14 protein-coding genes are annotated in these 24458 nt (G+C 38.5%); 2 read left to right on the top strand and 12 right to left on the bottom strand.

Features of this window, described 5'->3' with window-relative positions; genetic code table 11:
• Positions 1-6: 6 nt before the first annotated feature.
• The 9 genes from M9R32_RS08700 to M9R32_RS08660 all read right to left on the bottom strand — a co-directional run bounded on the left by M9R32_RS08700 (position 7) and on the right by M9R32_RS08660 (position 8759).
• Positions 7-1095, bottom strand: coding sequence for a glycosyltransferase family 4 protein (locus M9R32_RS08700; RefSeq protein ID WP_269926346.1), 1089 nt, complete (start codon positions 1093-1095; stop codon positions 7-9).
• Positions 1088-1711 carry an acetyltransferase gene (locus M9R32_RS08695; protein ID WP_269926345.1) on the bottom strand — a complete coding sequence of 208 codons (624 nt, stop codon included), beginning with the start codon at positions 1709-1711 and terminating at the stop codon, positions 1088-1090. Before M9R32_RS08695 ends, M9R32_RS08700 begins: the two co-directional genes overlap by 8 nt.
• Positions 1708-2352 (bottom strand): sugar transferase, encoded by a 645-nt coding sequence (locus tag M9R32_RS08690; protein ID WP_269926344.1) that lies wholly within the window; start codon positions 2350-2352, stop codon positions 1708-1710. The genes M9R32_RS08695 and M9R32_RS08690 overlap by 4 nt, the downstream gene beginning before the upstream one ends.
• A complete protein-coding gene (locus M9R32_RS08685) occupies positions 2352-3467 on the bottom strand; it encodes a DegT/DnrJ/EryC1/StrS family aminotransferase (RefSeq protein WP_269926343.1) in 1116 nt (371 codons plus the stop codon). The genes M9R32_RS08690 and M9R32_RS08685 overlap by 1 nt, the downstream gene beginning before the upstream one ends.
• Positions 3468-3563: 96 nt before the next feature.
• On the bottom strand, positions 3564-4442 hold the full coding sequence (gene galU / locus M9R32_RS08680; protein WP_269926342.1) for a UTP--glucose-1-phosphate uridylyltransferase GalU: 879 nt from the start codon (positions 4440-4442) through the stop codon (positions 3564-3566).
• A gap of 97 nt (positions 4443-4539) precedes the next feature.
• Complete coding sequence (locus M9R32_RS08675; RefSeq protein ID WP_269926341.1) at positions 4540-6381, bottom strand: polysaccharide biosynthesis protein; 1842 nt, start codon at positions 6379-6381, stop codon at positions 4540-4542.
• A gap of 120 nt (positions 6382-6501) precedes the next feature.
• Positions 6502-7272: a tyrosine-protein phosphatase gene (locus tag M9R32_RS08670; RefSeq protein ID WP_269926340.1), complete on the bottom strand. Its 771-nt coding sequence runs from the start codon at positions 7270-7272 to the stop codon at positions 6502-6504.
• Positions 7273-7328: 56 nt separating this feature from the next.
• Positions 7329-8027 (bottom strand): CpsD/CapB family tyrosine-protein kinase, encoded by a 699-nt coding sequence (locus tag M9R32_RS08665; RefSeq protein WP_269926339.1) that lies wholly within the window; start codon positions 8025-8027, stop codon positions 7329-7331.
• Positions 8028-8030: 3 nt separating this feature from the next.
• Positions 8031-8759, bottom strand: a complete 729-nt coding sequence (locus M9R32_RS08660; RefSeq protein WP_269926338.1) for a YveK family protein — start codon at positions 8757-8759, stop codon at positions 8031-8033.
• A gap of 161 nt (positions 8760-8920) precedes the next feature.
• On the opposite strand from M9R32_RS08660, the gene M9R32_RS08655 reads away from it, so the two are divergent.
• Both M9R32_RS08655 and tagU read left to right on the top strand, forming a co-directional pair.
• Complete coding sequence (locus M9R32_RS08655; RefSeq protein ID WP_269926337.1) at positions 8921-9757, top strand: SGNH/GDSL hydrolase family protein; 837 nt, start codon at positions 8921-8923, stop codon at positions 9755-9757.
• A gap of 13 nt (positions 9758-9770) precedes the next feature.
• The gene (gene tagU, locus M9R32_RS08650) at positions 9771-10700 is read left to right on the top strand and encodes a polyisoprenyl-teichoic acid--peptidoglycan teichoic acid transferase TagU (protein WP_269926336.1); all 930 of its coding nucleotides are present in this window, start codon (positions 9771-9773) and stop codon (positions 10698-10700) included.
• Between the two features lie 112 nt (positions 10701-10812).
• Here the strand turns inward: tagU and M9R32_RS08645 are convergent, their stop codons facing one another.
• From M9R32_RS08645 to M9R32_RS08635, 3 genes are all read right to left on the bottom strand, one after another.
• Positions 10813-14694, bottom strand: coding sequence for an S-layer homology domain-containing protein (locus tag M9R32_RS08645; RefSeq protein ID WP_269926335.1), 3882 nt, complete (start codon positions 14692-14694; stop codon positions 10813-10815).
• Positions 14695-15186: 492 nt separating this feature from the next.
• The gene (locus M9R32_RS08640; RefSeq protein WP_269926334.1) at positions 15187-19524 is read right to left on the bottom strand and encodes a S8 family serine peptidase; all 4338 of its coding nucleotides are present in this window, start codon (positions 19522-19524) and stop codon (positions 15187-15189) included.
• Between the two features lie 594 nt (positions 19525-20118).
• Positions 20119-24447 carry a S8 family serine peptidase gene (locus M9R32_RS08635; protein WP_269926333.1) on the bottom strand — a complete coding sequence of 1443 codons (4329 nt, stop codon included), beginning with the start codon at positions 24445-24447 and terminating at the stop codon, positions 20119-20121.
• Between the last annotated feature and the right edge of the window lie 11 nt (positions 24448-24458).

Here is a 24458-nt window from a genome sequence, read left to right as displayed (position 1 = left end):
TAAAAATCACCTCAATGCTTTCTCAATCTCTTCAATATAGGCATTCACAATAATATTTCTGTCAAATTCTTTCTCAACTTTTTTTCTACCGTCCAAACCCATTTGTCTTTTTGCTTTATTTTCCAAACCTATAAAATTCTCAATTTTACTTATTAAATCCCTGGTATTTTTTTGCTCAACAATATATCCAGTTTTCATATGCTCAACTATTTCTCGACAACCACTTCTATTAGTTGTAATTACTGGTCTCCCGCATGCAGCGGTTTCTAGTAAAACATTTGACATCCCTTCAGGATAGTAAGTTGGATGAATTGTACAATGTGATGTTTTATGAAAATCTATGACATTATCTTGCATTCCGTGATAATTAATGATACCTATGTCATGCATATCCTTCAGTTTATCTGCGTATAATTCTTCACAATATCCAAGTATATGAAACTCTATGTTAGAATGTTTTTCATTAAAATATTCAGCCGCTTCTAAATATTGCTCTATGCCCTTTTCTTTCATTATACGAGCAATAAAAAGAAATTTGATGGTTTTGTCAGATGGATATTCCATTACTGAGTATTCTTTTAGATTTACACCGGATCCTGGAATTAATCTATAATTATTTATTACAATTTTACTTTTCATAAACTCTGCATTTCCTTTATTTTGGAAAAATACACATTTCGCATTTTTTAGAGCAAGTTTATATAAAAACAGAGTAATCTTTTGTAATATACCATTATTCTCCACAGCCGTTCCAAGTCCAGTAATATTTGCAATATAAGGCACTTTACTAATTCTAGCTGCTATACCTCCATAAACGTTAGGCTTAATTGTATATGTTAAAATTATTTCAGGTTTAATTTCATTTATAATTCTGTTGTAACTCATTAACAACTTTATATCACTAATAGGATTAGTCCCTCTTCTGCTAATTGGTGTGTTAATAAATTTACAGTTAAATTCTTTTAACTTAGAAATGTAGTCACCATCAGGCAGAGATATATACACTTCATTTTCCTTTGTTAATTTTTCAATTAGTTCTTTTCGAAACTTATATAGACCTACACTATTATTAGCCAAAATAAGAATTTTAACCATTAATTATTCTCCTAGCCGGAACTCCAATATAGGTTCCAGGTTCTGATAAATCTTTAATTACAACCGCCCCAGCTCCAACTATACAATCATGAGTAATACTAATATTATTACTCACGGTGCTTCCAATTCCTAACCAAGATTCTTGTCCTACCTTTACAGCCCCCGCGAGATGTACACCGGGCGATATATGTACAAAATCTCCAACTAAGTTGTCATGATCAATAGTTGAACCTGTGTTAATAATCGTACCTTTACCAATCTTTGAGCAACAATTCACAACTACTCCAGCCATAATAACTGTTCCATAATTTATTTCAACCTGTTCACCTATTATTGCACTAGGATGAATTAAGATAGGTATTGATGCACCATTAGCTTCTAGCATATCCTGAATTTTTAATCTAATATTGTTATTTCCTATACCAACAAAAAAATCGTATTCTCTTAAGTGTTCAAACGCATAAGAAGTTTCGCCCACTATTTCCATATTTGAAGACTGAGTATTAAGATTATCGTCTAGAAAAGCGATGTTTTCCCATTTGTTCATTTTCTTTGCGATATCTGCAACCACTTTTCCATGTCCACTTGCTCCAATTATAAGAAGTTTTTCTTTCATATTTTTGTACTTCCCTTTTTTGTACCATTAAACGTTTCCATAGTTTCATTAGAAATGGAACTAATTCCTTCTCTATATAAGACCTTCTTGAACGTAGCTAAAATAATTTTCCAATCACCAATGAAACTAACATTTTCGACATACTTTACATCTAAATCAAATTTATTCTCCCAACTGATTGCATTTCTACCACTTACCTGTGCCAATCCTGACAAACCTGGTCTAACCTCATGACGTCTTTTTTGAACTTTGTTGTATAAAGGTAGATATTGTACTAATAATGGTCTAGGTCCGATAACAGCCATATCACCTTTAAGAATATTAAATAGTTCAGGTAACTCGTCAAGTGAAGTTGATCGAAGAAATTTACCGAAATTCGTCAATCTTACGCTATCAGGAAGCAACTCATTCTTCCAATCTCTCTCTTCCGTCATCGTCCGGAATTTATACATTATAAAAATCTCTTCATTCAATCCTGGCCTTTTCTGCTTAAAAAGCACTGGACTCCCAAGCTTGGTTCTAACAAGAATAGCAACCACAAAAAATACCGGACTAAGAACAATAATTGCAATTAAAGCTAGCATGAAATCCATTGGTCTTTTAAAAAAACTTCTATAGAACCCAACTTTAGAAATCTTCATTATTCTTTCCACAACCCCTTAATAATCTCAACAACTCTCTCCAAATTTCCATCGCTCATCTTAGTGTCACTCGGCAAACATACACCATTCTCAAACAACATCTCAGATACACCTTCGCCGATAAAATCATACTTCTCAAAGTACGGCTGCAAATGCATCGGCTTCCAAACAGGTCTGGATTCAATATTCTCTTTTTCAAGAGCATCCATAATATCGAAAGGTCTTACCTTACTATTTAAAGTTAATGAACTCAACCAAAAGTTTGGATTATCCCATTCATTACTTGGCATCATTTCAATGCCTTCCAAATGACCAAGTTCGTTTTTATAAAACTCATAAATATATTTCTTCTTTGCAACCCTTTGACTTAAGACTTTAAGTTGTCCTCTACCAATTCCAGCAACAACATTACTCATACGATAATTAAATCCTAATTCACTATGTTGATAATGCCTTGCTTGGTCTCTACTTTGAGTTGCCCAAAATCTGACTTTAGCAATTCTCTCTTCATTATTAGAAACTAGCATCCCACCACCAGATGTAGTAATAATCTTATTACCATTGAATGAGAAAATACCGTAATCTCCAAAGGTTCCTGTATGTTTTCCTTTATAATAAGTTCCTAAACTTTCGGCGGCATCTTCAATTAATACAACATTATGTTTTTTGCAAAGCTCTACAATTTTATCCATGTCGGCAGATAAACCATAAAGATGCACCACAATCACTGCCTTTACTTCAGGATATTTCACAAAAGCTTCTTCCAATGCTTTAGGACACATATTCCAAGTAGCGTAATCACTATCTATAAAAACTGGTACTGCATTTTGATAGATTATTGGATTCGCTGTCGCTGAAAATGTAAGTGTAGGGCAGAATACAATATCTCCTTCACCAACACCAGCTGCTCTTAAAGCTAAATGTATAGCTCCTGTACCAGAAGATAGCGCTGCAGCTGCATTTGACCCAACCATATCTGCTAGTTCTCTCTCAAAACCATTCACGTTCTCGCCAAGAGGAGCAATCCAATTAGTATCAAAAGCTTCCTTAACATATTGCATTTCATAGCCTTCATCACTCATGTGAGGCGATGAAAGGAAGATTCTTTCTCCCATTCGTTAAACTTCCCTTCGTTGTAAAGTTTCTCTAAATTCATTCAAAAGTATATATGGTCTCTTTCACAACTAGCTATTGGAACTAACATAGGTAATCTATCTAACAGGGTTCTTCATCATTAAGCTATTAATATAGTCCAACAATTCTTCTCTCAATTCCTCATGTTGCAAAGAAAACTCTATAGTAGTCTTTACGAAACCTATCTTCTCCCCAACATCAAAACGCTTTCCTTCGAAATCATAAGCAAAAACTCGTTGGATTTGGTTAAGTTGCTCAATGGCATCCGTTAATTGGATTTCTCCACCTGCTCCTGCACCTTGTTTCTCAAGAAAGCAAAAGATTTCTGGTGTTAAGATATAACGCCCCATAATAGCAAGATTTGAAGGTGCCGTTCCCATAGGTGGTTTCTCTACAAAATTTTCAACTTTATAAAGTCGTCCGTCTCTTTCAAGAGGAGCAATAATACCGTAACGATTTGTTTCATTATCTGGCACCTGTTGTACCCCAATGACAGAAGCACCAGTTTCATCATATTGATTAATTAATTGTTTTAAACAAGGTGTCTCAGCTTGAACAATATCATCTCCTAAAAGAACTGCGAAAGGCTCATCCCCAATGAATTTCTTCGCACATAATACTGCATGTCCCAATCCAAGTGGTTCTTTTTGACGAATGAAATGAATTTCAACCTTCGAGCTTTCTCTTACTTTTTCAAGTAAATCGAATTTCTCTTTCTTAATTAAGTTTTCTTCTAGCTCAAAAGCATTATCGAAATGATCTTCAATTGCTCTTTTACCTTTACCCGTTACAATAATGATATCTTCAATGCCAGATGCAATGGCTTCTTCCACAATGTATTGAATCGTCGGCTTGTCTACAATCGGTAACATTTCTTTTGGCATTGCTTTTGTAGCCGGTAAGAATCGTGTACCAAGTCCAGCTGCAGGAATGATAGCTTTTTTGACTTTCTTCATATTATATATACCTCACTATGATTATTTTTTCGAAAACCAGTTTTAAGTGAATTTTACATTTAATAGTCAAAATAAAAGGGCGTATCTCACGCCCAAATCATCCGACAACATTTAACATCTGAGGTGTCTTAACTTCAACATTCCTACGATTAGCAACCCCAACCAAAGTCTCTTTCAACTCCATACCAGTAAGTGTTGGAATTTTCTCTAGCAAAAACAACAACTCATGCTTGGTAATCGGCGTAGCCTTCCCAATATAAATCTTTGGGAAAACAAACTCACTCTGTCGTTCACTATCATTCATCAACTCTTCAAACAACTTCTCGCCAGGTCTTATCCCTGTCTCTCTAACTTCAATATCTCCCTCTGAATATCCAGAAAGTCGAATCAAGTTCTTTGCAAGATCAACAATCTTCACTGGTTCCCCCATATCAAGCACAAAAACTTCCCCACCATTAGCAAGAGTTCCAGCTTGAATAACAAGTCGTGAAGCTTCAGGAATCGTCATAAAGTAACGAGTCATACGTGCGTCTGTTATCGTAACAGGACCACCTTTAGCAATCTGCTTCTTAAACAATGGCACAACACTACCTCGGGATCCCAGTACATTTCCAAAGCGTACAGCAGCGAATTTCGTCTTACTGTCTTTGGCCAAGTTTTGAACAATCATTTCTGCAAAACGTTTTGTAGCTCCCATGACATTTGGTGGATTAACTGCTTTATCCGTAGAAACCAATACAAAATTACTTACACCGTAAGTATCAGCTGCTTCAGCTACATTCTTAGTACCGAAAATATTGTTCTTTACAGCTTCCATCGGATTATATTCCATTAAAGGCACATGTTTGTGTGCTGCCGCATGATAAATCACGTCCGGTCTGAACTCATCCATTAAATCAAAAATTCTAGCTCGATCTTGTACATCTGCTATGATTGGCACGATTTCTGTTTCTTTAAGATTTTTCTGCCTTAATTCCATATCAATCAAGTAAATTGAATTTTCTCCGTGCCCAACCAATATCAGTTTTTTCGGAGAGAATCTCATAACCTGTCGACATATTTCCGAACCAATTGAACCACCTGCACCAGTAACTAATATAACCTTATCAGTTATATTCTCAGATATCGCTTTCATATCAAGTTTGACTTCTTCACGACCGAGCAAGTCTTCAATTTTGACATCCCTGATATCATTAACCGTAATTTTCCCTGTCATAAGATCTTCTATTCGAGGAATCAACTGAGTTCTCACACCTGTTTCAACCGATATTTTAGCAAGTTTGGTTGAGGCTTGTTTTGATAAAGATGGTATGGCTAATATGATATGTTCTATTTTGTAGCTTTTAACTAGCTCAGGAATATTTTTGACTTTCCCTTTCACACGCAAACCATATATTTCTAATCCTTGTATTTGTGGATTGTCATCTACAAAAAGTATTGGATTTAGTTCTGTGTGATCTTGATTGATGAGGAGTTGTCTAGCTACCATACTTCCAGCCTTACCCGCTCCAACAATTAGTGTTTTTTTCTTCAGATTTGTATTTGTCTTAATAAAAGTGTCTCGAAGTAATCTCCATGATAATCTTGAACCACCAATGAATAACATATGAAGCATCCAGGTAATTAACAATGCCCGTAAGAGCACATCCCCACTTAAAACAAATTGAATTAGCGCAACAAATAAAATTGATAAACTCACAGCTTTAAAAATACCAGCCAATTCGTTAATAGAAGCATACTCCCATACTTTACGATATAAGCCATAATAACTAGCAAGCATGTGGTGAGCTACGAAGAGAGATACTGAACTAGCCACTAAATAGCTGTTCGTTAGTGGATTTACAATGGGATATAATAAGTAATATCCGAAAAATATTGAAAAAAGTACGATTCCCGAATCCACCAAAACTAACATCGTTACTCTTTTTTTCATTGTCAATAACATCTTCCCCTTACTTTCGACCTAATTCGACTATAACTTTATTCTCATCTACTATTATATCTTTGATGTCAACATGAATAATGTCGCAAAATGTCGAATTGTAATTAAACCAGGGAATTAATTAAATACTTTCCACCATTTCGATTTCCCTATTTCTTCCGGCTCTAATAATATCATTTCATCATTCGACAATATACGTGCATTATTTTCCAATAAAATATCCACGTATTCATGTTTTTTCAGTTTATCTAGGTAATCAAGACCTTTATTGAACAAGAAAGGTCGGTTCACTAGATTGTGAACATCAGAACCGTATACGTGAACTAAATGGGCATCCACCAGTTGGACAGCAGTTTGTTGAATTGACTTTCCAAAATGACCTGCTAAACTTCCCGCTGTAACTTGCGCTAGTGCTCCGTGTTGAATTAATTTCGATAATCGATTTGGTTTCTCTGAAATGGCACGATTTCTTTCTGGGTGCGCGATGATTGGGATTTTGTTTTGATTTAAAACCTGTTGTATTAATTGAATCGTGAAAGCAGGTATTCCTTGTGAAGGTAGCTCAATCAAGACGTACTTCGAATTAGCAAGTCCTAATGCCTTACCCGCTAAGAGATTGACTACAGTTTGATCACACACCCGAATCTCTTGCCCACTATAGATATTGAGAGGAATCTCTTGTTGTTTGCACAACTCATTCAAATCTACCACTTGTTTATGAATCTCTTCAAATGGTGTATGAAATTGCGGATGATAAGCATGAGATGTTGCAATGATGTCTGTGATACCTTCTTTCACTGCTTGTTCCAAAAGTTCTATCGATTCTAACGTTGTTTTAGGACCATCGTCCACCCCTGCTAATATATGGCTATGCATATCTATAATCATGTCGTCCCTCTATCCTATATGTATTAAAAAAGACTAAAGAGTAAAGGGATATCCCTTTACTCTTCAGAACCATAATATTGGTAATAGTTTTGATCTTTGTTTAATTCAAAATTATTAATAACTACTCCTAATATGTGTGCCTTTGCTGAGATGAGTAATTCTTTCGCTTTTACTGCATTGTCTTTATTTGTTTCTTTCGAATTGACTACAAAGATTGTTCCTTCGCATTTATTGCTCAGTACTTGAGCATCCGTTACTGATAAAGTAGGCGGAGCATCAAACAAAATAATATCATATCGTTTCTTCAATTCGGGTATCAATAAATCCATTGAGATGGAAGTTAAAAGTTCTGCAGGATTTGGTGGTATAGGTCCTGAAGTAATAATGTCAAGGCCTTGAACACCGGTTTCTTTTACCGTTTCTTCAATTGAACTTTGTCTTGTTAATAAATTTGACAACCCTAAAGTATTCGTTACGTGGAAGGTATAATGAGCAGTCGGCTTTCTCATATCCGCATCCACCAATACCACACGTTTCCCTTCTTGTGCGAAAACAACTGCCAAATTTGAGGAGGTAGTCGATTTCCCTTCTCCAGGAGAAGATGACGTTACTAAAATGGTTTGTAACTCATTTTTTGGCATGGAGAAATTGATATTTGTCCGTAAAGTTTTATATTGTTCAGAAACAAAGGATTTTGGATTAGATCGTGTAATGACTTTACGTGCAACTTGTTGTAAGACTTTTTTCTTCGCCATAACTTATCCCCTATTCCGTCTTTGGACAATTGTTTGATTCGTTGTTACCATTTCGCTATCTGGAATTGGGCTTATTAATCCGAGGATTGGTAGACCTAATGAATCTTCCACATCTTGTTCAGTTTTAATCGTTGTATCCAAATACTCTATTAAGAACGCCAACCCAACTCCTAGCATTAAACCAACAAATGCTGCTATTGCCATATTTAAAACTGGGTTTGGTTTAACAGGCATTGGATTTTCGGGCAACTGTGCTGCAGCTAATATATTAACGTTGTCAACATTCATTAATATTTTCACTTGTTCCTGAAACACCGAAGCTATATTATTAGCAATTTCGACTGCAAGTTTCGGATTTTCATTCTGCACAGTAATATTCACAACCTGTGAATTTTGTTCACTGTTTACTGTAATTTGTCCATAAAGTTCGCTAGCAGATGAATTTAAATCCAATTCTTTCACAACTTTATCTAAAATTGCTGAACTTTTAATAATTACATTGTAAGTATTAATTAATTGTAGATCAGTTTGGATATTTGCCGGATTCAATGCAGAGGCATCAACTTTTTCCTGGTTAACTAATATCTGTGTTGAAGCTTGGTAAATAGGTGTTAAAAAGATGAAACTAATAACCCCACTAATGGTGATTGCTAATGCCGTTAATATAACGATTAATTTCATCCTTTTACGTAAAGTTCTAAACAATTCCTGTAAGCTAATGGTTTCTTCCATTCAATAATTAACTCCTTTTAAACACAGTTATCGACAATAATCATCATTATATCACAAATTATTTCCAATTGAAGGCTTTTCTTGATTTTTATGTCCTAATCCAATTTACTTTATGCTATTGTAAAGAAAATACTTATTACTATCTACGAAAGGTGACACAAATGAATAAAACATCATTCCTTACAGTGTTTGTCATGATTGGATGTGTGATAACACTTATAATAAGTTATCTTGTCTATGATTCACGACTAGATTCTGTAGCAACCCATGCTGACTCTTCTGCTATTCAAAAAGAAGAAAATGATGGTAACGCTTCTGAAAAGGTACCCTCTGAGACAAGTAGTAAGACCACAGAAAGTGAGAAACTCACTTCAGAACAAATTGATTCATTAACAGAAAATATGTCAGAGGATGTTCGTGTTCTGGTAACCTCTCGCCTGAAAGCTGGAGAAAAAATTCAGTTGTTAATCATTGGTTCTTCTTTCATTAATGAAGGAAATCCTGGTTATGGCAATTTGCTTACTACAAGTCTTTCACAATCTTATGGTGAGTGGATTGAACCTACAACGAAATCTTTTGATGGTACGACTGCCAATCTTGTAAATGAACTGGATAACAATTTCATAGACTGGTCAAAGGAATACGATATCGTATTAATGGAAGGTATGAATTTATCGAATAACGGTGAAGTGATCGTTGAAGATTCCGTAGAACATATCGAACTTATTAATGAGCAATTGAAATCATATGTGAATGATGGGGTATTAATTGTCCATCCTTCTCAACCTTTAGCTAGCGCTATCTATTATCCGGTTGAAGTCGACTCATTTAAAACATATATGACAGATCGCGGATATACTTACATCGATCATTGGACTGAATGGCCTATTGGAAATAAGGAAGAGATGAATACTTATTTAACTGAAGACAGCAGTCCGAATAAGGAAGGCGCAGCACTTTGGGCATCTGCTCTTTCGACATTCTTTACAGGAAAATAATGGAGGATTATAAATGAAGCGTTTAGATATAAAGAAGAAGAAAAAATGGCCCTGGGTTGTTGGTATTGTAGGTATACTACTGTTAATAGGCGGTGCGTATCTTTTAACCGTGTATATGAGTTTCACATCAACTTTGAAAGACATTCACAGTCCAATTGAACGTGACGTTTCTGATAAGCGAGAGGACGAAATTAAACTTGAAGAAAAAGAACCATTCTCTCTATTAATACTTGGTGTCGATGAACGTGAAGGAGATAAAGGACGATCCGATACAATCATCGTGATGTCAGTTAATCCAAATGATAAATCCACGAAAATGGTTAGTATTCCTCGTGATACTTATACCGAAATTATCGGTAAAGGTAGCATGGATAAAATAAATCATGCATACGCATTTGGTGGTATCGAAATGTCGATGGCGACAGTTGAAAACCTATTAGATATTCCAATAGACTATGTAGTTCAAGTGAATATGGAAGGCTTTGAAGATATCGTGGATGCAGTTGGAGGAGTGACAGTAAATAATACGCTTGATTTTACTGTCGATCAATTTAATTACCCCGTTGGCAATATTAAATTAAACGGCGAAGAAGCTTTGAGTTTTGTACGTATGCGATATGAAGATCCCAATGGAGACTTCGGTAGACAAAACCGTCAAAAACAAGTTATCCAAGGGGTTTTACAAGAAGGCGCTTCAGTGAAAAGTTTGATGAATTACCGTTCTATTTTCAATGCGTTAGGTTCTAATGTACAAACCAACATGACGTTTGATGAAATGGTTGACGTGCAGAAAAATTACAGAGATGCCGTTGACAATGTTGAACAATTTTATTTTGAAGATGGTACAGGTGGTAAAACAGATGGGGTTTGGTATTACCAAATGAACGAAGCTGAACTAGCGGAGAAACAGTCATTACTTAAACAACATTTAGAACTAGAATAGAATCTTTCTACCTCATCCGTGAATTAAATGGGTGAGGTTTTTTATTCGAAGAAATATTGGGTGTTAAAATATATAGTAAAGGAGCCAGCAAATGCTGGCTCCTTTTCATCTTTTATTTTTCTAATTGGTCTAATAAACGAAGTAACATTACTGCCGCTTGTGCACGAGTCGCGCGTGCTTTTGGTTTGAATTCGTTTCCTGAGAAGCCAGTGACGATTCCTAAAGCGTACGCTTGTTTCACGTTTAGTAATGCAAACGTTCCTACATCGCTTTGATCAGCGAATGTGTGATTTGCGTTTAAGCCAACTAATAATGAAGGTTTTTTGTAATCCACTGCACGAACCATCATCACAGCAATTTCTTCACGCGTGATTTGATTGTCCGGTCCGAATGTTCCATCTACATAGCCGTTGATGACACCAGCACGAGCCGCTGCTTCAACTGCTGCAAATGCCCACTCTTTGTTCGCTGAAACATCTTTGAATGTCCCTTGGTAACCAGTCAGTGGTAAATCAAGTGCACGAGCAACAAGAACTGCAAACTCTGCACGTGTTAATTCATTTTCCGGTAAGAATAAATCTTCCGTATATCCATTGATAATGCCACGAGTAGCTAATTTCTCGATTTGAGACTTAGCCCAGTGGTTTTTGATATCGTCGAATGTTTTCGTTTCCGGTTGTGGATCAACTGGTGGTTCTGGTGTTACTGGTGGCGTTACCGGTGGTTGTGGCGGAATACTTGTTACCGTCACGAATACTTTCACCGTGTTGTCGCCTACTGTTACGTTAATTTCCGTTTGGCCAACACCTGTTGCTGTAATGACACCGTTGTTCACGTTGATGATGTTTGTGTTATAGCCACTGTAAGTAGCTGTTGCTGTTACGTTTGCTTGTGTCGATGTGTTATCTGCTTTTGTTGTCGTTTCAGTCACAACTAACGTTTCTGATTGACCGTACATGATTTGTACGTTTGTTTTATTAACAGATAATGTTTTAACTGGATCTTTTAAGTCTACTTGAATCAAGATTGGATCATGGTCAGATGCGCGACCGTGAATGTCCATGTAGTTCGCATTGATGTGAATCATGTCAACTAATGCAGTATCTGCTAAGTTGTTCGTTACTAAAACGTGGTCAAGTACTTGGTTGTTTCCTTGGTAGTAATAAGAGAAACGGTCACCAGCTGGTACTTTTTCAACCATGTTTGTTAAAATGCCGCCTTTAAGTGCTGCTAGTGTTGGTGTGAATTCGAAGTCATTCATATCACCAGCCACGATTACTTTCAGGTTCGGATCTTGTGCTTGTCCTGCTTTGACGAAGTCATTGATCATTGTCGCAAGTTCGATACGTTCTGCTTCAGAACCTAAGAATGGAGGTTGGTTCTTCCCGAATAACGGTTGGTCTCCACCTTTAGAGTTTAAGTGAGCGCCGATTACGACTACTTTTTCACCTTGGAACTCGAACTGAGCTGCCAATGGTTTACGTGTGTTTTGTTGAGGCAAGTCAAGGATACGGCCTGGGTTTTTAGAAAGTTCGCCATCTACCCAAGTGACTGCTTCCGTTGATCCACCTTTAGTTCCTGCTGCAAGTGTTACACGTTCTGGGTTGTATAGGTAACCTACACGGATGTTCCCGCCAGGTTGTCCACCATCTTGATTGTATTCAGGAGCAATGTCAGTCCATGCATATGTTGGACCTCCTGCCGCTACGATTGCTGCGATTAAACGTTCATAGCTTTCTGTTGCATCTGCGTTATTTGAAGCTGTAGCTCCGTCATTATCTTGAACTTCTACAAGTGTGATAATGTCAGGAGATTTCATGTTTTCAACGAATGATTTCGCGATTTTCTCAACTTTTTCATTCGGTGTTTGTTCAATATTGTTAGAGAAGTTTTCTACGTTATATGCTGCGACATTTAGTTTGTCTTCTACTTTATTAATATCTGTAACTACCACTGGTTTTTCGACACGTGTAATTTGTGGAAGTGTATCTTCTTCTGTCCACAATTTATAGTTACCGAAGCCGAAGCCCATAACCCCAACGATGTTGCCCGTATAGTAGTCACCAGATTTGGCATCGTATGATTCGTTGTCGAAGTCTACGATTACGCGTTCTGGGTTGAAGTCATTTGCCGAGATGTTAATCCCGCCAAGTACGTTGAATTCAGTTTCTGTAGAGTTTCCTGCTACAACAACGACTTCACCGTATTTTTGTGGTCCTACTACTTTTGCATTTGGTACTGCAATACGCATTAATTCAACAGATTCCCAGAAATCAATTCCGTCTTCAGCTGGATCGAATGAAGTCAATCCGTCGTTGTCGATGATTTCAGTAGCTGGGAAGATGTCTTCACCGATTACTAATGGCGCTGGAAGTTCATGTGTACCGTTTGCAACTGCAGCTGTTGCTCTGATGCGCGTGACAGGTAGATCAGCTGTTTTCATATCTGAGTAACCTTCGTAATACCATTCTTCAACTGTCCCTTCAACGGTAACCAAGTCACCTACTTTAAGGCCATTTGACGCTTTGTTTACGATGATTGCTTCAGATGTTGTGTTATCATCATCTGGATTTACATCTTGGATGACAAAGTTAGCTGAGTTATATAGGTGCGTGACAACACCTGTAATATCATTTACCGTTGCCCCTTGGTAATCTGAGTAATGACCTTTACCTTGAATGTCACGGATTACTAGGTTGTCCACTTTCAATACGTTGTAAGTGAATGAGAAGACTTCAGAAGTCGTGTCACTTACAGCAATTGCTTTAATTGTTACGTCTTTCGTTAACTCGATTGGAGCTGTGTATTCTGTGCTTGCTACCGTCGGTGTTGAACCATCTACTGTATAGTAGATTTTTGCATTTTCGATTGGTGTGATCAATGCAACTGTTGACCCTTCAGATACTGTTCCTGGGAACACATCTGTGTATACAGCTGGCTTGTTCACTAGGTCAAAGCTTTCAAGACCTAATGTTTTTACTTGGTACGTTGTGTTGAATTTAGAAGCAATCCCTGTAACATCTACAAGATCGCCATCTTTATAGCGTTTCATGAAATCGTCGTAAGCCAAACCGTTACGGTTATCGTTACGGATCACAACAGATTCCCCATTTTCATTTGTAGCTGTGAATTCGAATGTACCGTAGTCATTTACTTTTTCTAAGTTCGTAATTGTTACGTTATCTAATAGAATGCGTTCACCTTGCGTATCTTCATTAACGCCAGCAGGTGAGATTTCTTGTAAAAGTGGTAGTGGGTTGTTTGAAGAAATTTTTGTGATTTTCGGTTGTTCCATTTGAAGTTCGCCGCCATAAACGGTTACTTTCCCTTCAAGTTCAACGATATCACCAGGTGTTACGTCTGCTGATGATGAGAAAATATATAATCCAGCCGTGCTGTCCTGAACATAGAACGCTTTACCGCCCCAGAATCCAGTACCAGTCGTTACTGTTCCTTGTACTTTAATTAATTTGTCAGACCCTACTTCTGCACGAGTAGCAGCAAGGTCATCTTTTGCTTCAGCTACTGGTGGTGGAGGTGGTTCTACTCCGCCTTCGACAAAAGTCATCGCTGTGGGTGATTTCAAACCTGCATGAGGAACAAAGTAAGCTTCTAAATTTCCAGATACAGAAATTTTCTTACCAATATGAGTTGGATTATTTTGCAATCCAAACTCCGCTTGATAACTAGCAGTAACTTGAACAAATAGCATTTTAGTATGATCTGTTTCACTCGGTGAATCTGCTATCGCAAAGTTCGAATTTTTAAATTTAGTAGAATCTGTTGTAACCGCTGTTGATCCAGTTACATAAGCAACAATGTAACCCTCAACTGTAGCCGCTCCGCTATTATTCGCTATTGCTTCTGCAACAGTAATTGTTGTTGCTGCCGATGCGCTTTGAACTGTGATAAAAGGTGCAACCATTGAGATAATTAGTAAGAAAGCTAGTGCAATCTTACTGAAAGCATGTCTAAAAATGCCTTCTTTTGTCATCCATTCCACTCCTCAAAATGTAATTTTTTCTAATACTCTCTGATTATATCAGACTATTGTAAGGGTTTTCATAAGAATTCGTAAAATTCGTAATGATTAAGTAAAAAACAGGTAAGAAGTCTGACTCTTTTGTTAAGTTTTATAGATTTTATGTAAATACGGCTTATATTAATAGAAGAAACTCTTCTAAATCGTTAAGGAATACTTATATGATTTATGATTGTTTGTATTTATTCCATTTCAATTCGATTTGTTCCTTTTCGTCTGTGGTTTATTCCCCTTCACTCGACATTTATTCCTTTTCAATTGTGTTTAATCCTCCCCACCGCGGTTTTATTCCCTACGCCATTTGATTCAACTAAAAAAAAAACCTGGAAAACATAGTTTGAAGGGGCAATTTGGTATGGTTTTCGCTGCGTTGCTGTTTGGAGAATATAGTGGATAAAATAATCAAAACAAAGGAGCCAGCAAAAGCTGGCTCCTACTGTTTTTTTATAGATCGCCTAATTTGTTTAGGGCACGGTACAGCATTACTGCTGATTCAGCGCGTGTTGCGTTGTCTTGTGGAGCGAAGACGTTGCCGCCACGGCCATTTACGATACCTAAAGCAACTGCTTGTTTAACGCTTAGTTTCGCGAATGTGCTGATGTGTTTGTCGTCAGCGAACATTTTCGAAGTATCAAGGTTGTTCAACAATGCCGCATCTTCGTGTTTTACAGCGCGAACAATGATTGCCGCGATTTCTTCACGTGTGATTTGAGCGTCTGGAGCGAATGTTCCATCAGCTTTACCATTGATGATACCTGCACGAGCTGCCGCTTCAATTGCAGCGTAAGCCCAAGCTTTGTTTGTTGTTACATCTTTGAAAGTACCGGCATATGCTTTCGTTTCTAGACCAAGAGCACGTGATACTAAAACAGCGAACTCAGCACGAGTCAATTTATCTTCTGGTGCAAACAATTCAGCTGTTTTACCAAGAATGATTTTCTTAGTAGCTAGTACTTCAATTTCTTTCTTAGCCCAGTGAGTAGCGATATCACTGTAAGTTACCGGTTGTGGATCCACAACTGGTGGAACTACTGGTGGTACCACAACTGGAGGTGGTGTTGGTGTTACGATCACATCTTGTTTCATCACTGAGATGTTTTGAGTAGCTTCATGACCTACCAAGTCCACTACTTTCAATTCGAAGTCGTTTTTGCCATTTACTAATGGAAGAACAACATCAACTGTTTGGCTGTAACCTAACATCGCATATGGCTCAGAAAGTGGATTAGCGAATACTTCATTGCCATTTAGGTATAGACGTACTTCATCGAAGTTATCGCCTAATTTAACTTTGATTGTTGGGTTTGGAGCAGAAGTTGCTACTCCATTTGGTACTGAAGTCGCTACAGCTTCAACTGTTGGTTTAGTTGTATCGACAAAGATTTTACGACCGATTTGCATTACGTTGCCATGCTCGTCAATTGCTTCCACTTTAACGTCCTTAACACCGTCAGCTAGAGTCAGCTTATGAGAGAACTTAGAACCGTCGAATGATTCAGCAACTTCCCCGTTCACTTTAACTGTAGCAACGTCTGAATCATCCTCAACTGTACCAGACACTACTACCTCTGAAGTTTTATAAGATGCGAAATAATCGTTTGGTGTTTCAAAATAGATGACCGGTGCTTTGTTTTCGTAAGGGTTTGGATCTTTCGGAAGTGAGAATTCTTCTTCCGTTACGTTCCCTGCGATATCAAACACTTTAACTGTTACTACGTCGCCACCAACTAATGCAGAGGCAATCACGTAAGATTCAAGTGTTGCGCCTTCTGTCACTTCTTTACCGTTTACATATACTTCAACGCGGTCAATACCTACGCCGCCTTCATTGTCAGCTACGTTTGCAACTGCCACTGTTTTCGTTTCTGCATCGAACTCAATGTCAGCTGTTGGTGCTTTTGTATCCACGATAATTGGGAATTCATATGATTGCCATTCCGCACCCTCAAAGTCGATTACACCGCGTAATTGAATTTTATATTCTCCATCAGCAGCAGCTTTCCCGTTAATCAATCCATCCCATCCATTAGCTGGGTTGTACTTGTAAGCTGGGTTTGTAGCTGAATCTGTGTAGTTTTTCGTTAAATTAGAATCAGTACGGATGGTACGGACTTTATTGCCGTTTGAATCCAATACGTTAACTTCTAATTTTTTCGCATTACGCATTAACGAGAATACAGGCACTGCTGAGTCAATGTTGCCATCGCCATTTGGAGAGAATGCAAATTTCGACGGATCGAAGTTTTCACCTAGTGATGGACCAGCGATATAGTTGCCAACTTCGTCAACTAAACCTTGGTAACCCCAGTACGTATTTTCTTCCCATGCGCTACCATCAAAGATTGCTGCATCATCCCATGAACCGTTGAATCCGAAGAACGGTACTGACAATGGTACATTTCCTGATGTTTCTTCCGTTGGGTCATTCAACATAACAAAACCGTCAATGAAGAATCCGTTAACGAATGTTTCGTAACCTACTTCATCTTTCAATAGAGAAGCATCAACAGTTACTTGAATTTCAGCTTCGCCATTTGCAGCGATTTCAACCGTTTCAGGAGCATCTACATCAACCAAATCAGTTACAATGTTAGATCCATAAATGTTAGGTACAACTACGTCATATCCAGAAACTTTACCTGCATAGTCTGTTTGAAGTTGAACGTCTACATTGAAGTTCTTCACTTCATCCGAGTAGTTTTTCGCTTTTAATGTGAATGTGAACTTGCCATCTTTGATTTCTTTCAATGCTACTTTTGCTTCGCCAGTTGCTTTGTTTGTAACCATTACATCTGTTTCCAAAGCGTTTGCAAGTTGCATGATACCAGCACCTTGACGACGTGGTGATACATATTCTTTCATGCCGTCGTATTCAGCTAATACAACTGGTTTAGACGTGTTCATCATTAAGTTTTTAGCGAACTGTACGCGAGCTGCGCCAGTTAAGCCAAACTCTTCATTTACACGTTCCATTACTAGTGCCGTACCACCAGCTACGTGTGGTGCAGCCATTGATGTACCGCTCATTAAACCATATCCGTTGTCATTGAATGTCGAGAAGATGTTTCCACCTGGAGCTGTGATTTCAGGTTTGAAATCTAAGTTCGGTGTAGGTCCCCATGAAGTAAATGTAGACATTTTACCTGCAGTCGGACTCGCTACTTCTACGTATTGTCCATCGAATCCTACTGTAACTTCTTGTCCTGCATCAAGAGCTGCTTTTAGTGCCAAACCATCTACTTGAAGTGAAGACATGTAAGGAATCTTGATATCTGAACTTGAAGCCATGCTGATTGTTCCTGCTGCGTTGTTATAAACAATAATACCTGCAGCGCCTGCAGCTTGAGCATTCAATCCTTTTTCAACAAATGCAATGCTTCCGCGTGATACTAATGCAAATTTACCTGTTAAGTCTTTACCTGCGAAATCAGCTGCTGTACCAAATCCAGCGAACTCAATCGGGTATTCCTCTAAAGGAAGATCGTTTGGTTCTGCGTCATTTGCAAGTAAGAACATTGCACGTCCTGTTTGAACGCCATCGAATTCATATGTGAAGCTTGAAGCCGTTACATGTGAATTTTCGAATGAAGCAACACCAAATGAATCTTCAGATACAGATGGTGAACCAGTTAAAGCGTAATCTTGGTTATCTGCCATTGGATAGAATGTTCCAGATCCGAACATGTCTGAGTTACCAGCAGAAATTGCTACTAATAAACCGTTATCTTGTGCACGTGCTACAGCCATTTGTTCAGGGTTTGAGTTATCTACATAACCTGCAGTTGAACCTAATGACATGTTGATTACGTCAGCACCAAGTTTAATTGCATCGTCCATCGCTTTTACATAAATGTCGCCGAAAGTAGATGGGAACAATGGATCGTTACCGAATACTTTAAGTGCCAAAAGTTGAGCTTCTGGAGCTACCCCTGCAATACCACCGTTTTCTTCGTCACCGTTCGCTGCAACCGTACCACCAACGTGCATACCGTGCATAGATGCGCCTGGTCCTAAATCACGGATCTCTTGGTTGCCATCCATGTAGTTGTAACCGTATGGCACTTTAGCTGTGAAGTATTTACCAGCTTCAATTGAACCGTTTCCAACTAATGTTCCTACTTCATCAGAAGTGATATCGCCAGAAGCGTCATCAGTTAGAACCATGTCACGGTGAGATGGGTCGATACCAGTATCGATAATCCCGACAACCATTCCTTCACCTTTGAAGTTATATTTTTCCCAAGCAAGTTGGGCTTGTACTAATTCTTTTGAGTGAGTCATTTGTGGTGTGGCTACTGGACGTGAATATTCAGTAGATTCGTGTACAGATTTAACACCAGGTGTAAGTGCAATACGTGCTACGTCTTTAGCTTCTACTTCAGCAGAGAAACCATTGAATACAGTTGTGAAGTTTTCCTTGAAATCAATGTTTTTAGCAAACTTCGAAATGTTTGCTTGAACATTCACTTGATCTGCTTCAATTGAAGCTTCTAAACTAGTACGCTGGGATTGTGGAAGTTCTTTATATAGAACACCCTTCTGAGTAGCTGTTTCAATCGCAGGCGCTTTTTCAAGTTCAACGATGATACGTACTTTCTCACTTGGATTTTCAGGTGCGATTAATCGATCCGGAAGTTTCTTAGCCGGCTTTTGCACATTGATAACCGGTACCTGTTTCTCTAATTTCGCTGCTGCGGCTGGAGCCGGTGCACCGATTGATGCTGTACTAAGTGCAAGTGATGCTGCCATGGCAACCATCATGCTGTTTCTCGAATTACTCAATCTGCTTTCCTCCCTTTTTGCGCTTCATAACTCAGACGAAATTCCCATTTAATAGATATCGCTCTAAATTATGTGACAATTAGAAATTTACCATATATTTCGATTGTTGCAAATCTAAAAATAGGTTAACTAATATTACAATTTGATTACAAACATTGGAAAAGGGAGAATTATAGAGAAAAAGTATGTAAATATACATATATTAATAGGTTAAATTAACTATAATATTTAAACTATTAATATGGTATTAAAGTTCTATTTTTGAGTCATTTGGGTTAATATGGGTGTTAAGGAAACTATTCCGACATAGCGTAAGACTTTTAGTACAGACGCCTTTGATAGATTGGAATGCTATGTACCTACTACTTTTCGCTATTATAAATAGTATTTTGCAATATCAACTTGAAAATAATGTAAGTTCATTGTGAGGTTTCTTGAAATAAACATGCTAAAAAGAGAGAAAAAAGTGTCAGGACGGAACTGATCTTTTCATTGGCCACAGATTTATTTAGTTTAACTTTCAACAGGCACCTAATCAGATTTCACTAAAAAATGCCCTCTTCCGTCGTTTGGAAGAGGGCATTTTCCTATTAGTTAAAATTCTTTCAGTTTGTCCAGTGCACGGTATAACATAACAGCCGCTTCTGCACGAGTTGCGTTTGCTTTTGGATCGAATTTGTTACCTGCGCGACCTGTAATGACGCCTAAACCTACTGCTTGTTTGACCGAAGTTTTCGCAAATTCACCGATAACTTTGTCGTCTGCAAATGATTTAGACGTATCTACGCTTGTCAGAAGCGCAGCATCTTGATACTTCACTGCACGAACGACGATTGCCGCGATTTCTTCACGAGTGATTAGTGCATCTGGACCGAACGTGTCTTTCGTTTTTCCGTTGACGATTCCAGCACGGTACGCTGCTTCAATGCCAGCATAAGCCCATGCTTTAGTTGCGGGTACATCTTTGAATGTTCCCTCGTATTGTCCTGTCGGAAGATTTAATGCGCGAGCTATCAATACAGCGAACTCACCGCGTGTTACTTTTCCTTCTGGGTTGAAAAGCGTGTCTGTTTTTCCGCTTGTAATAGTACGTGACGCAATGACTTCAATTTGGTCTTTTGCCCAGTAGTTGCGGATGTCTGAAAATGTTTTACTGTTTTCAATTACTCTAAACTTTGCAGGGTGGGCTACTTTAATCGTGACATGATTTTCCTGCAGAGATCCGCCAGCGTATTTCATTGTATTATCCACACTATTCACTTCATAAGCCGCCACTTTACGTGAATCAGTAAAAGCACCATTAAGTGGAACTGTCAGTTGAAGTGGCTTTAAGAATGATAGTAGTGGAGTTGCCTTTGAATTCTTTTTCGTTGCTATCGATACTCCAAATGATTCAGAAATTACATTTGGCATGTCTTTAGTCGGCGACTTCTTCACGGTAATAATCGTTGAATCCGGGCTCATCGAATCCATCTGTTTGACGACTTCATTTGGAATGAAGATTTTGCTAAAGCCAGTTATAAACACAAGTGCTTTTGAAGATTGCGCAATAGCTTGTAATGATACTGCTGGCACCTCCAAATTCGCTTCAGATGTCTTTTCACTGGAGGCTGTAACGTCTACCAACACTTCTTTTTTCGTTGAATCTTTCACTTGATCCGCAATCAGTTTTTCATTTACTCCGAAGTTTATCCAACCAGGCATTGGCGTTGGGAATGGGAATGTGATTTTCCCTGGCGCTGGCCCTGGTGCTGGTGCTGGCCCTGGTGCTGGTGCTGGTCCTGGTGCTGGTGTTGGTGCTGGATCGGCAGGCGGTTGCGTGCCAACAGTTTGATTAACTAAAATAAATTCTTTCTTTCCGATGTTTCCTGCCCGATCATATACATATACAGTCAATTTATTATTGCCTGGCACAGTCACCAAGTCATTGATTGTAAACGTTCCTTCTTCTGTCAATGTAATTGGATTAACTTGCAAGGCATCTCCATTTGGAGCTTCCAACAAGTAATCACAATAGAACAAATCATTCACTCCATAGTCAGGACCATTCAAATCCCATACTTTATTGTAATCCAAGTATTTATCAGTAACTTGGCCTTTAAATTGCATTTTAGCGGTCGTTGTGACCAGTGAAGATTTTGCAGTAATGACTGGATCTGTTTCTTTAACTACTAGTGGTCCAGACCAAGCTTTCGAATACTCGCTAGGGTCAGATTTATGGAACCCTATAAAGTCTACCGTGTATAAACCATCTGGAATCTCCATTTTGTTACCAGTTTCCCAATCATAATAGGTTCCAGTAATTGGAATACCAAATCTGTTGAAAGAAGGCAACGAGTCGTTTTTAGACACATACCCTAGTGACCCGTCTCCGAAATAACCTCCATCTGGGTTCAATGCATCCCAGATCTCAACAAAATAGTTTCCAAAATCGCCGGTGGTTCTGAACCCCAACTTTGTGGAATCTAATATTCCGTCATTATTAAAGGAAACATCGAATTGATCAAGGGAGAAGTCCTCGATTAAGTACTGCTTTTGAGCTATTTTCACAAAGAACGGTAAGGAGATTTTGGTTACACCGTTTGTAATATGAACGTACCCCATCAGCTCACTGTCTTTTTCGGATATTCCTGGTGGTGCAGTCATCGTCACCGTTAGTTTCTGCTCTCCACTCAAGGTGAACGATGATTTGTCCACTTTCACGTTGGCAGCTGTCAGTGCGTCTGAAGCAGTTGTCGTTGTTTCAATGGACACTGAATAATCGTCTGCTTCTTCTTGAAGATTCTTAATTACTACTTGTTTACTTACGGATGTCGGTTCATTTTCCTTACGATAGATTTTTCCAAACGTTAGTGACCCTTTTAAATGTTCTACTGGCGTTTCAGATGCAAACAACTGATCTTCTACATATGCAATAGCGTCGGGGAAAGCCGCTTGCTTCGCATTCACTACACCGGAACCCTGAGATAATACACCATGCTTTGTAACATCCAATTGATTTGCCGTATTCGTTATGGCCAATTTGATATCAAATGGCGTCCATTGCGGATTAATTTGCTTAATTAGCGCTGCAATACCAGCCACATGAGAAGCTGCCATTTCTGTTCCGCTTTTTTTCGCATACGAAACTGCATAGTTTGCATCTGATTTTTCCTTCCCATAAGCTGGGACAGTCGACATGATATCAGTTCCGGGAGCTACTACATCCGGTTTAATATCTTGACCTGGACCCACAGGACCAAATGCACTGAACGAGTTCACATTGTTTCCTAGCCTTTGTGTCGTTTCTATGTTTTGGAACGACACTTTTCCATCTTGCACAGCTAATGCCGAACGAACCGCATTTCCATCCGTATAAGACATACTTAAAGTTGGAATGTAGGTGACATTGTCGCCATAGTAGCCCTCGTATGGACCGGGAGAATACATTCCATCCTTTTTATTGTCCAGAATGACGGCGACAGCTCCTGCGTTTTTAGCAAAAGAAATTTTCTCTGTAAGACTTATTTCTCCCGCAGTGACTAGAACAACCTTACTTTCGACGTTCAAATCTTGGTAATCAGTTTCTCTCCCTGACAATGGAACTGCGATTAAATCGAATTCTCCTGTTAGTACTTCTTCAGGATGTTTCCCATATGTCCAAGCCAGTACTGAAAGGTTAGTGTGGCTGACGAAATCTCCCACTTTTACATGAACATCCGATGTTATATCTGTAATAGGATTTGTTGAATTTCCAACGCTTAGCGCCATTTCAGCAGTTGCAGGTGAAGAAATCGTATTTGGATTGTTATAACCGTTCCCTACAGCAACTACAGCTAATGTACCCGCGAGCATTGCATTGTTAATGGCTCTTGCATCGGCTGTCGTCGAGTCGTTTTTGGTTCCGCTTGCCGACAAATTGATGATATCCATTTTTTCTTCTACTGCTTTTTCAATTCCAGCAATTAGCCAAGATGCTGACCCTTTCCCATATGCACCAAGCACACGGTATGCATGCAACTCTACTTTTGGTGCTACTCCCTTAATGCCAAAGTCGTTAGCTCCAATAGCTGAAATGATTCCCGCCATATGTGTCCCTTGCGAAGTAGGGTAATAGAAACTGGATTTTTCTGTTGGACGATCGCCAGGTGTAGTTTCATATGGATCGTCCGCTGAACGTTCAGTCAAATAATCTGAAGAATGCGGCACAAAATTGTGGCCGCCTTTATAGACTCCTTCAAAATCCGGATGAAGGTAATCAATTCCTGTATCAATAACGCCTACTTTCACTGTTTCGCCGTAATAATTTAACTTCCACAGTTCATCTACATCTAGCCCTGGAATATTACTTTCATAGTCCGTTTCCATTGGTTTATCCATTTCTTGAGGTACAGTCGCAAAACGATCTGCATCCGGCTCGACCAGAACAACTCCCTCCACTTTTAATAAATCTTGGAGTTTCGACGATTTGACCGTCATAGCAACCGCATTTAAAACTGTGTTGAAAGAATAGCCTTCATCAACGGAAATATTTTTTTCACGTATGCTATCCAGTGCCTGCGATTGTTGATTGTTTACTAAATCAGTAACTTTATTCGTCTCACTTTTAGAAAGCTCCTGTCCTTTAATCAAGGAAATTCCTTTAGCAATTGCGACAGGTTTTTCGGAAAAATGGACAATAACGTTTACATTCTGATCACCCTTAAGATTCTGTAAATCTGCATGTAATTGCGGCTCCATTTTGGAGAATGCCTGATTTTGAACGATGATTCTTTTCATTTCTATAATGCTTTCGTTTGATGTATTACTTTTCACATCAGCATCTGCCGAACTTGATATTGGTGATATCAAGGACAGCACAAGAAGTATTGATAAGAAACTGGTAATACCCTTCATTGATAGACGCATGTTACGTCTTTTCTTCGACCTCGGATTTTGCAACAATACTTCCCGCC

Source organism: Paenisporosarcina quisquiliarum, assembly GCF_027563315.1.
GTDB classification, from domain to species: Bacteria; Bacillota; Bacilli; order Bacillales_A; family Planococcaceae; genus Paenisporosarcina; species Paenisporosarcina quisquiliarum.
The sequence above is the reverse complement of the archived record's forward strand: the minus strand, read 5'-3'. Positions and strand labels throughout refer to the sequence as shown.

Bases quoted from the DNA above. Each gene is read 5' to 3' on its own strand.
- M9R32_RS08700 (WP_269926346.1), bottom strand. From the start codon at position 1,095: ATGGTTAAAATTCTTATTTTGGCTAATAATAGTGTAGGTCTATATAAG.
- M9R32_RS08695 (WP_269926345.1), bottom strand. From the start codon at position 1,711: ATGAAAGAAAAACTTCTTATAATTGGAGCAAGTGGACATGGAAAAGTG.
- M9R32_RS08690 (WP_269926344.1), bottom strand. From the start codon at position 2,352: ATGAAGATTTCTAAAGTTGGGTTCTATAGAAGTTTTTTTAAAAGACCA.
- M9R32_RS08685 (WP_269926343.1), bottom strand. From the start codon at position 3,467: ATGGGAGAAAGAATCTTCCTTTCATCGCCTCACATGAGTGATGAAGGC.
- galU (WP_269926342.1), bottom strand. From the start codon at position 4,442: ATGAAGAAAGTCAAAAAAGCTATCATTCCTGCAGCTGGACTTGGTACA.
- M9R32_RS08670 (WP_269926340.1), bottom strand. From the start codon at position 7,272: ATGATTATAGATATGCATAGCCATATATTAGCAGGGGTGGACGATGGT.
- M9R32_RS08665 (WP_269926339.1), bottom strand. From the start codon at position 8,027: ATGGCGAAGAAAAAAGTCTTACAACAAGTTGCACGTAAAGTCATTACA.
- M9R32_RS08660 (WP_269926338.1), bottom strand. From the start codon at position 8,759: ATGGAAGAAACCATTAGCTTACAGGAATTGTTTAGAACTTTACGTAAA.
- M9R32_RS08655 (WP_269926337.1), top strand. From the start codon at position 8,921: ATGAATAAAACATCATTCCTTACAGTGTTTGTCATGATTGGATGTGTG.
- tagU (WP_269926336.1), top strand. From the start codon at position 9,771: ATGAAGCGTTTAGATATAAAGAAGAAGAAAAAATGGCCCTGGGTTGTT.
- M9R32_RS08645 (WP_269926335.1), bottom strand. From the start codon at position 14,694: ATGACAAAAGAAGGCATTTTTAGACATGCTTTCAGTAAGATTGCACTA.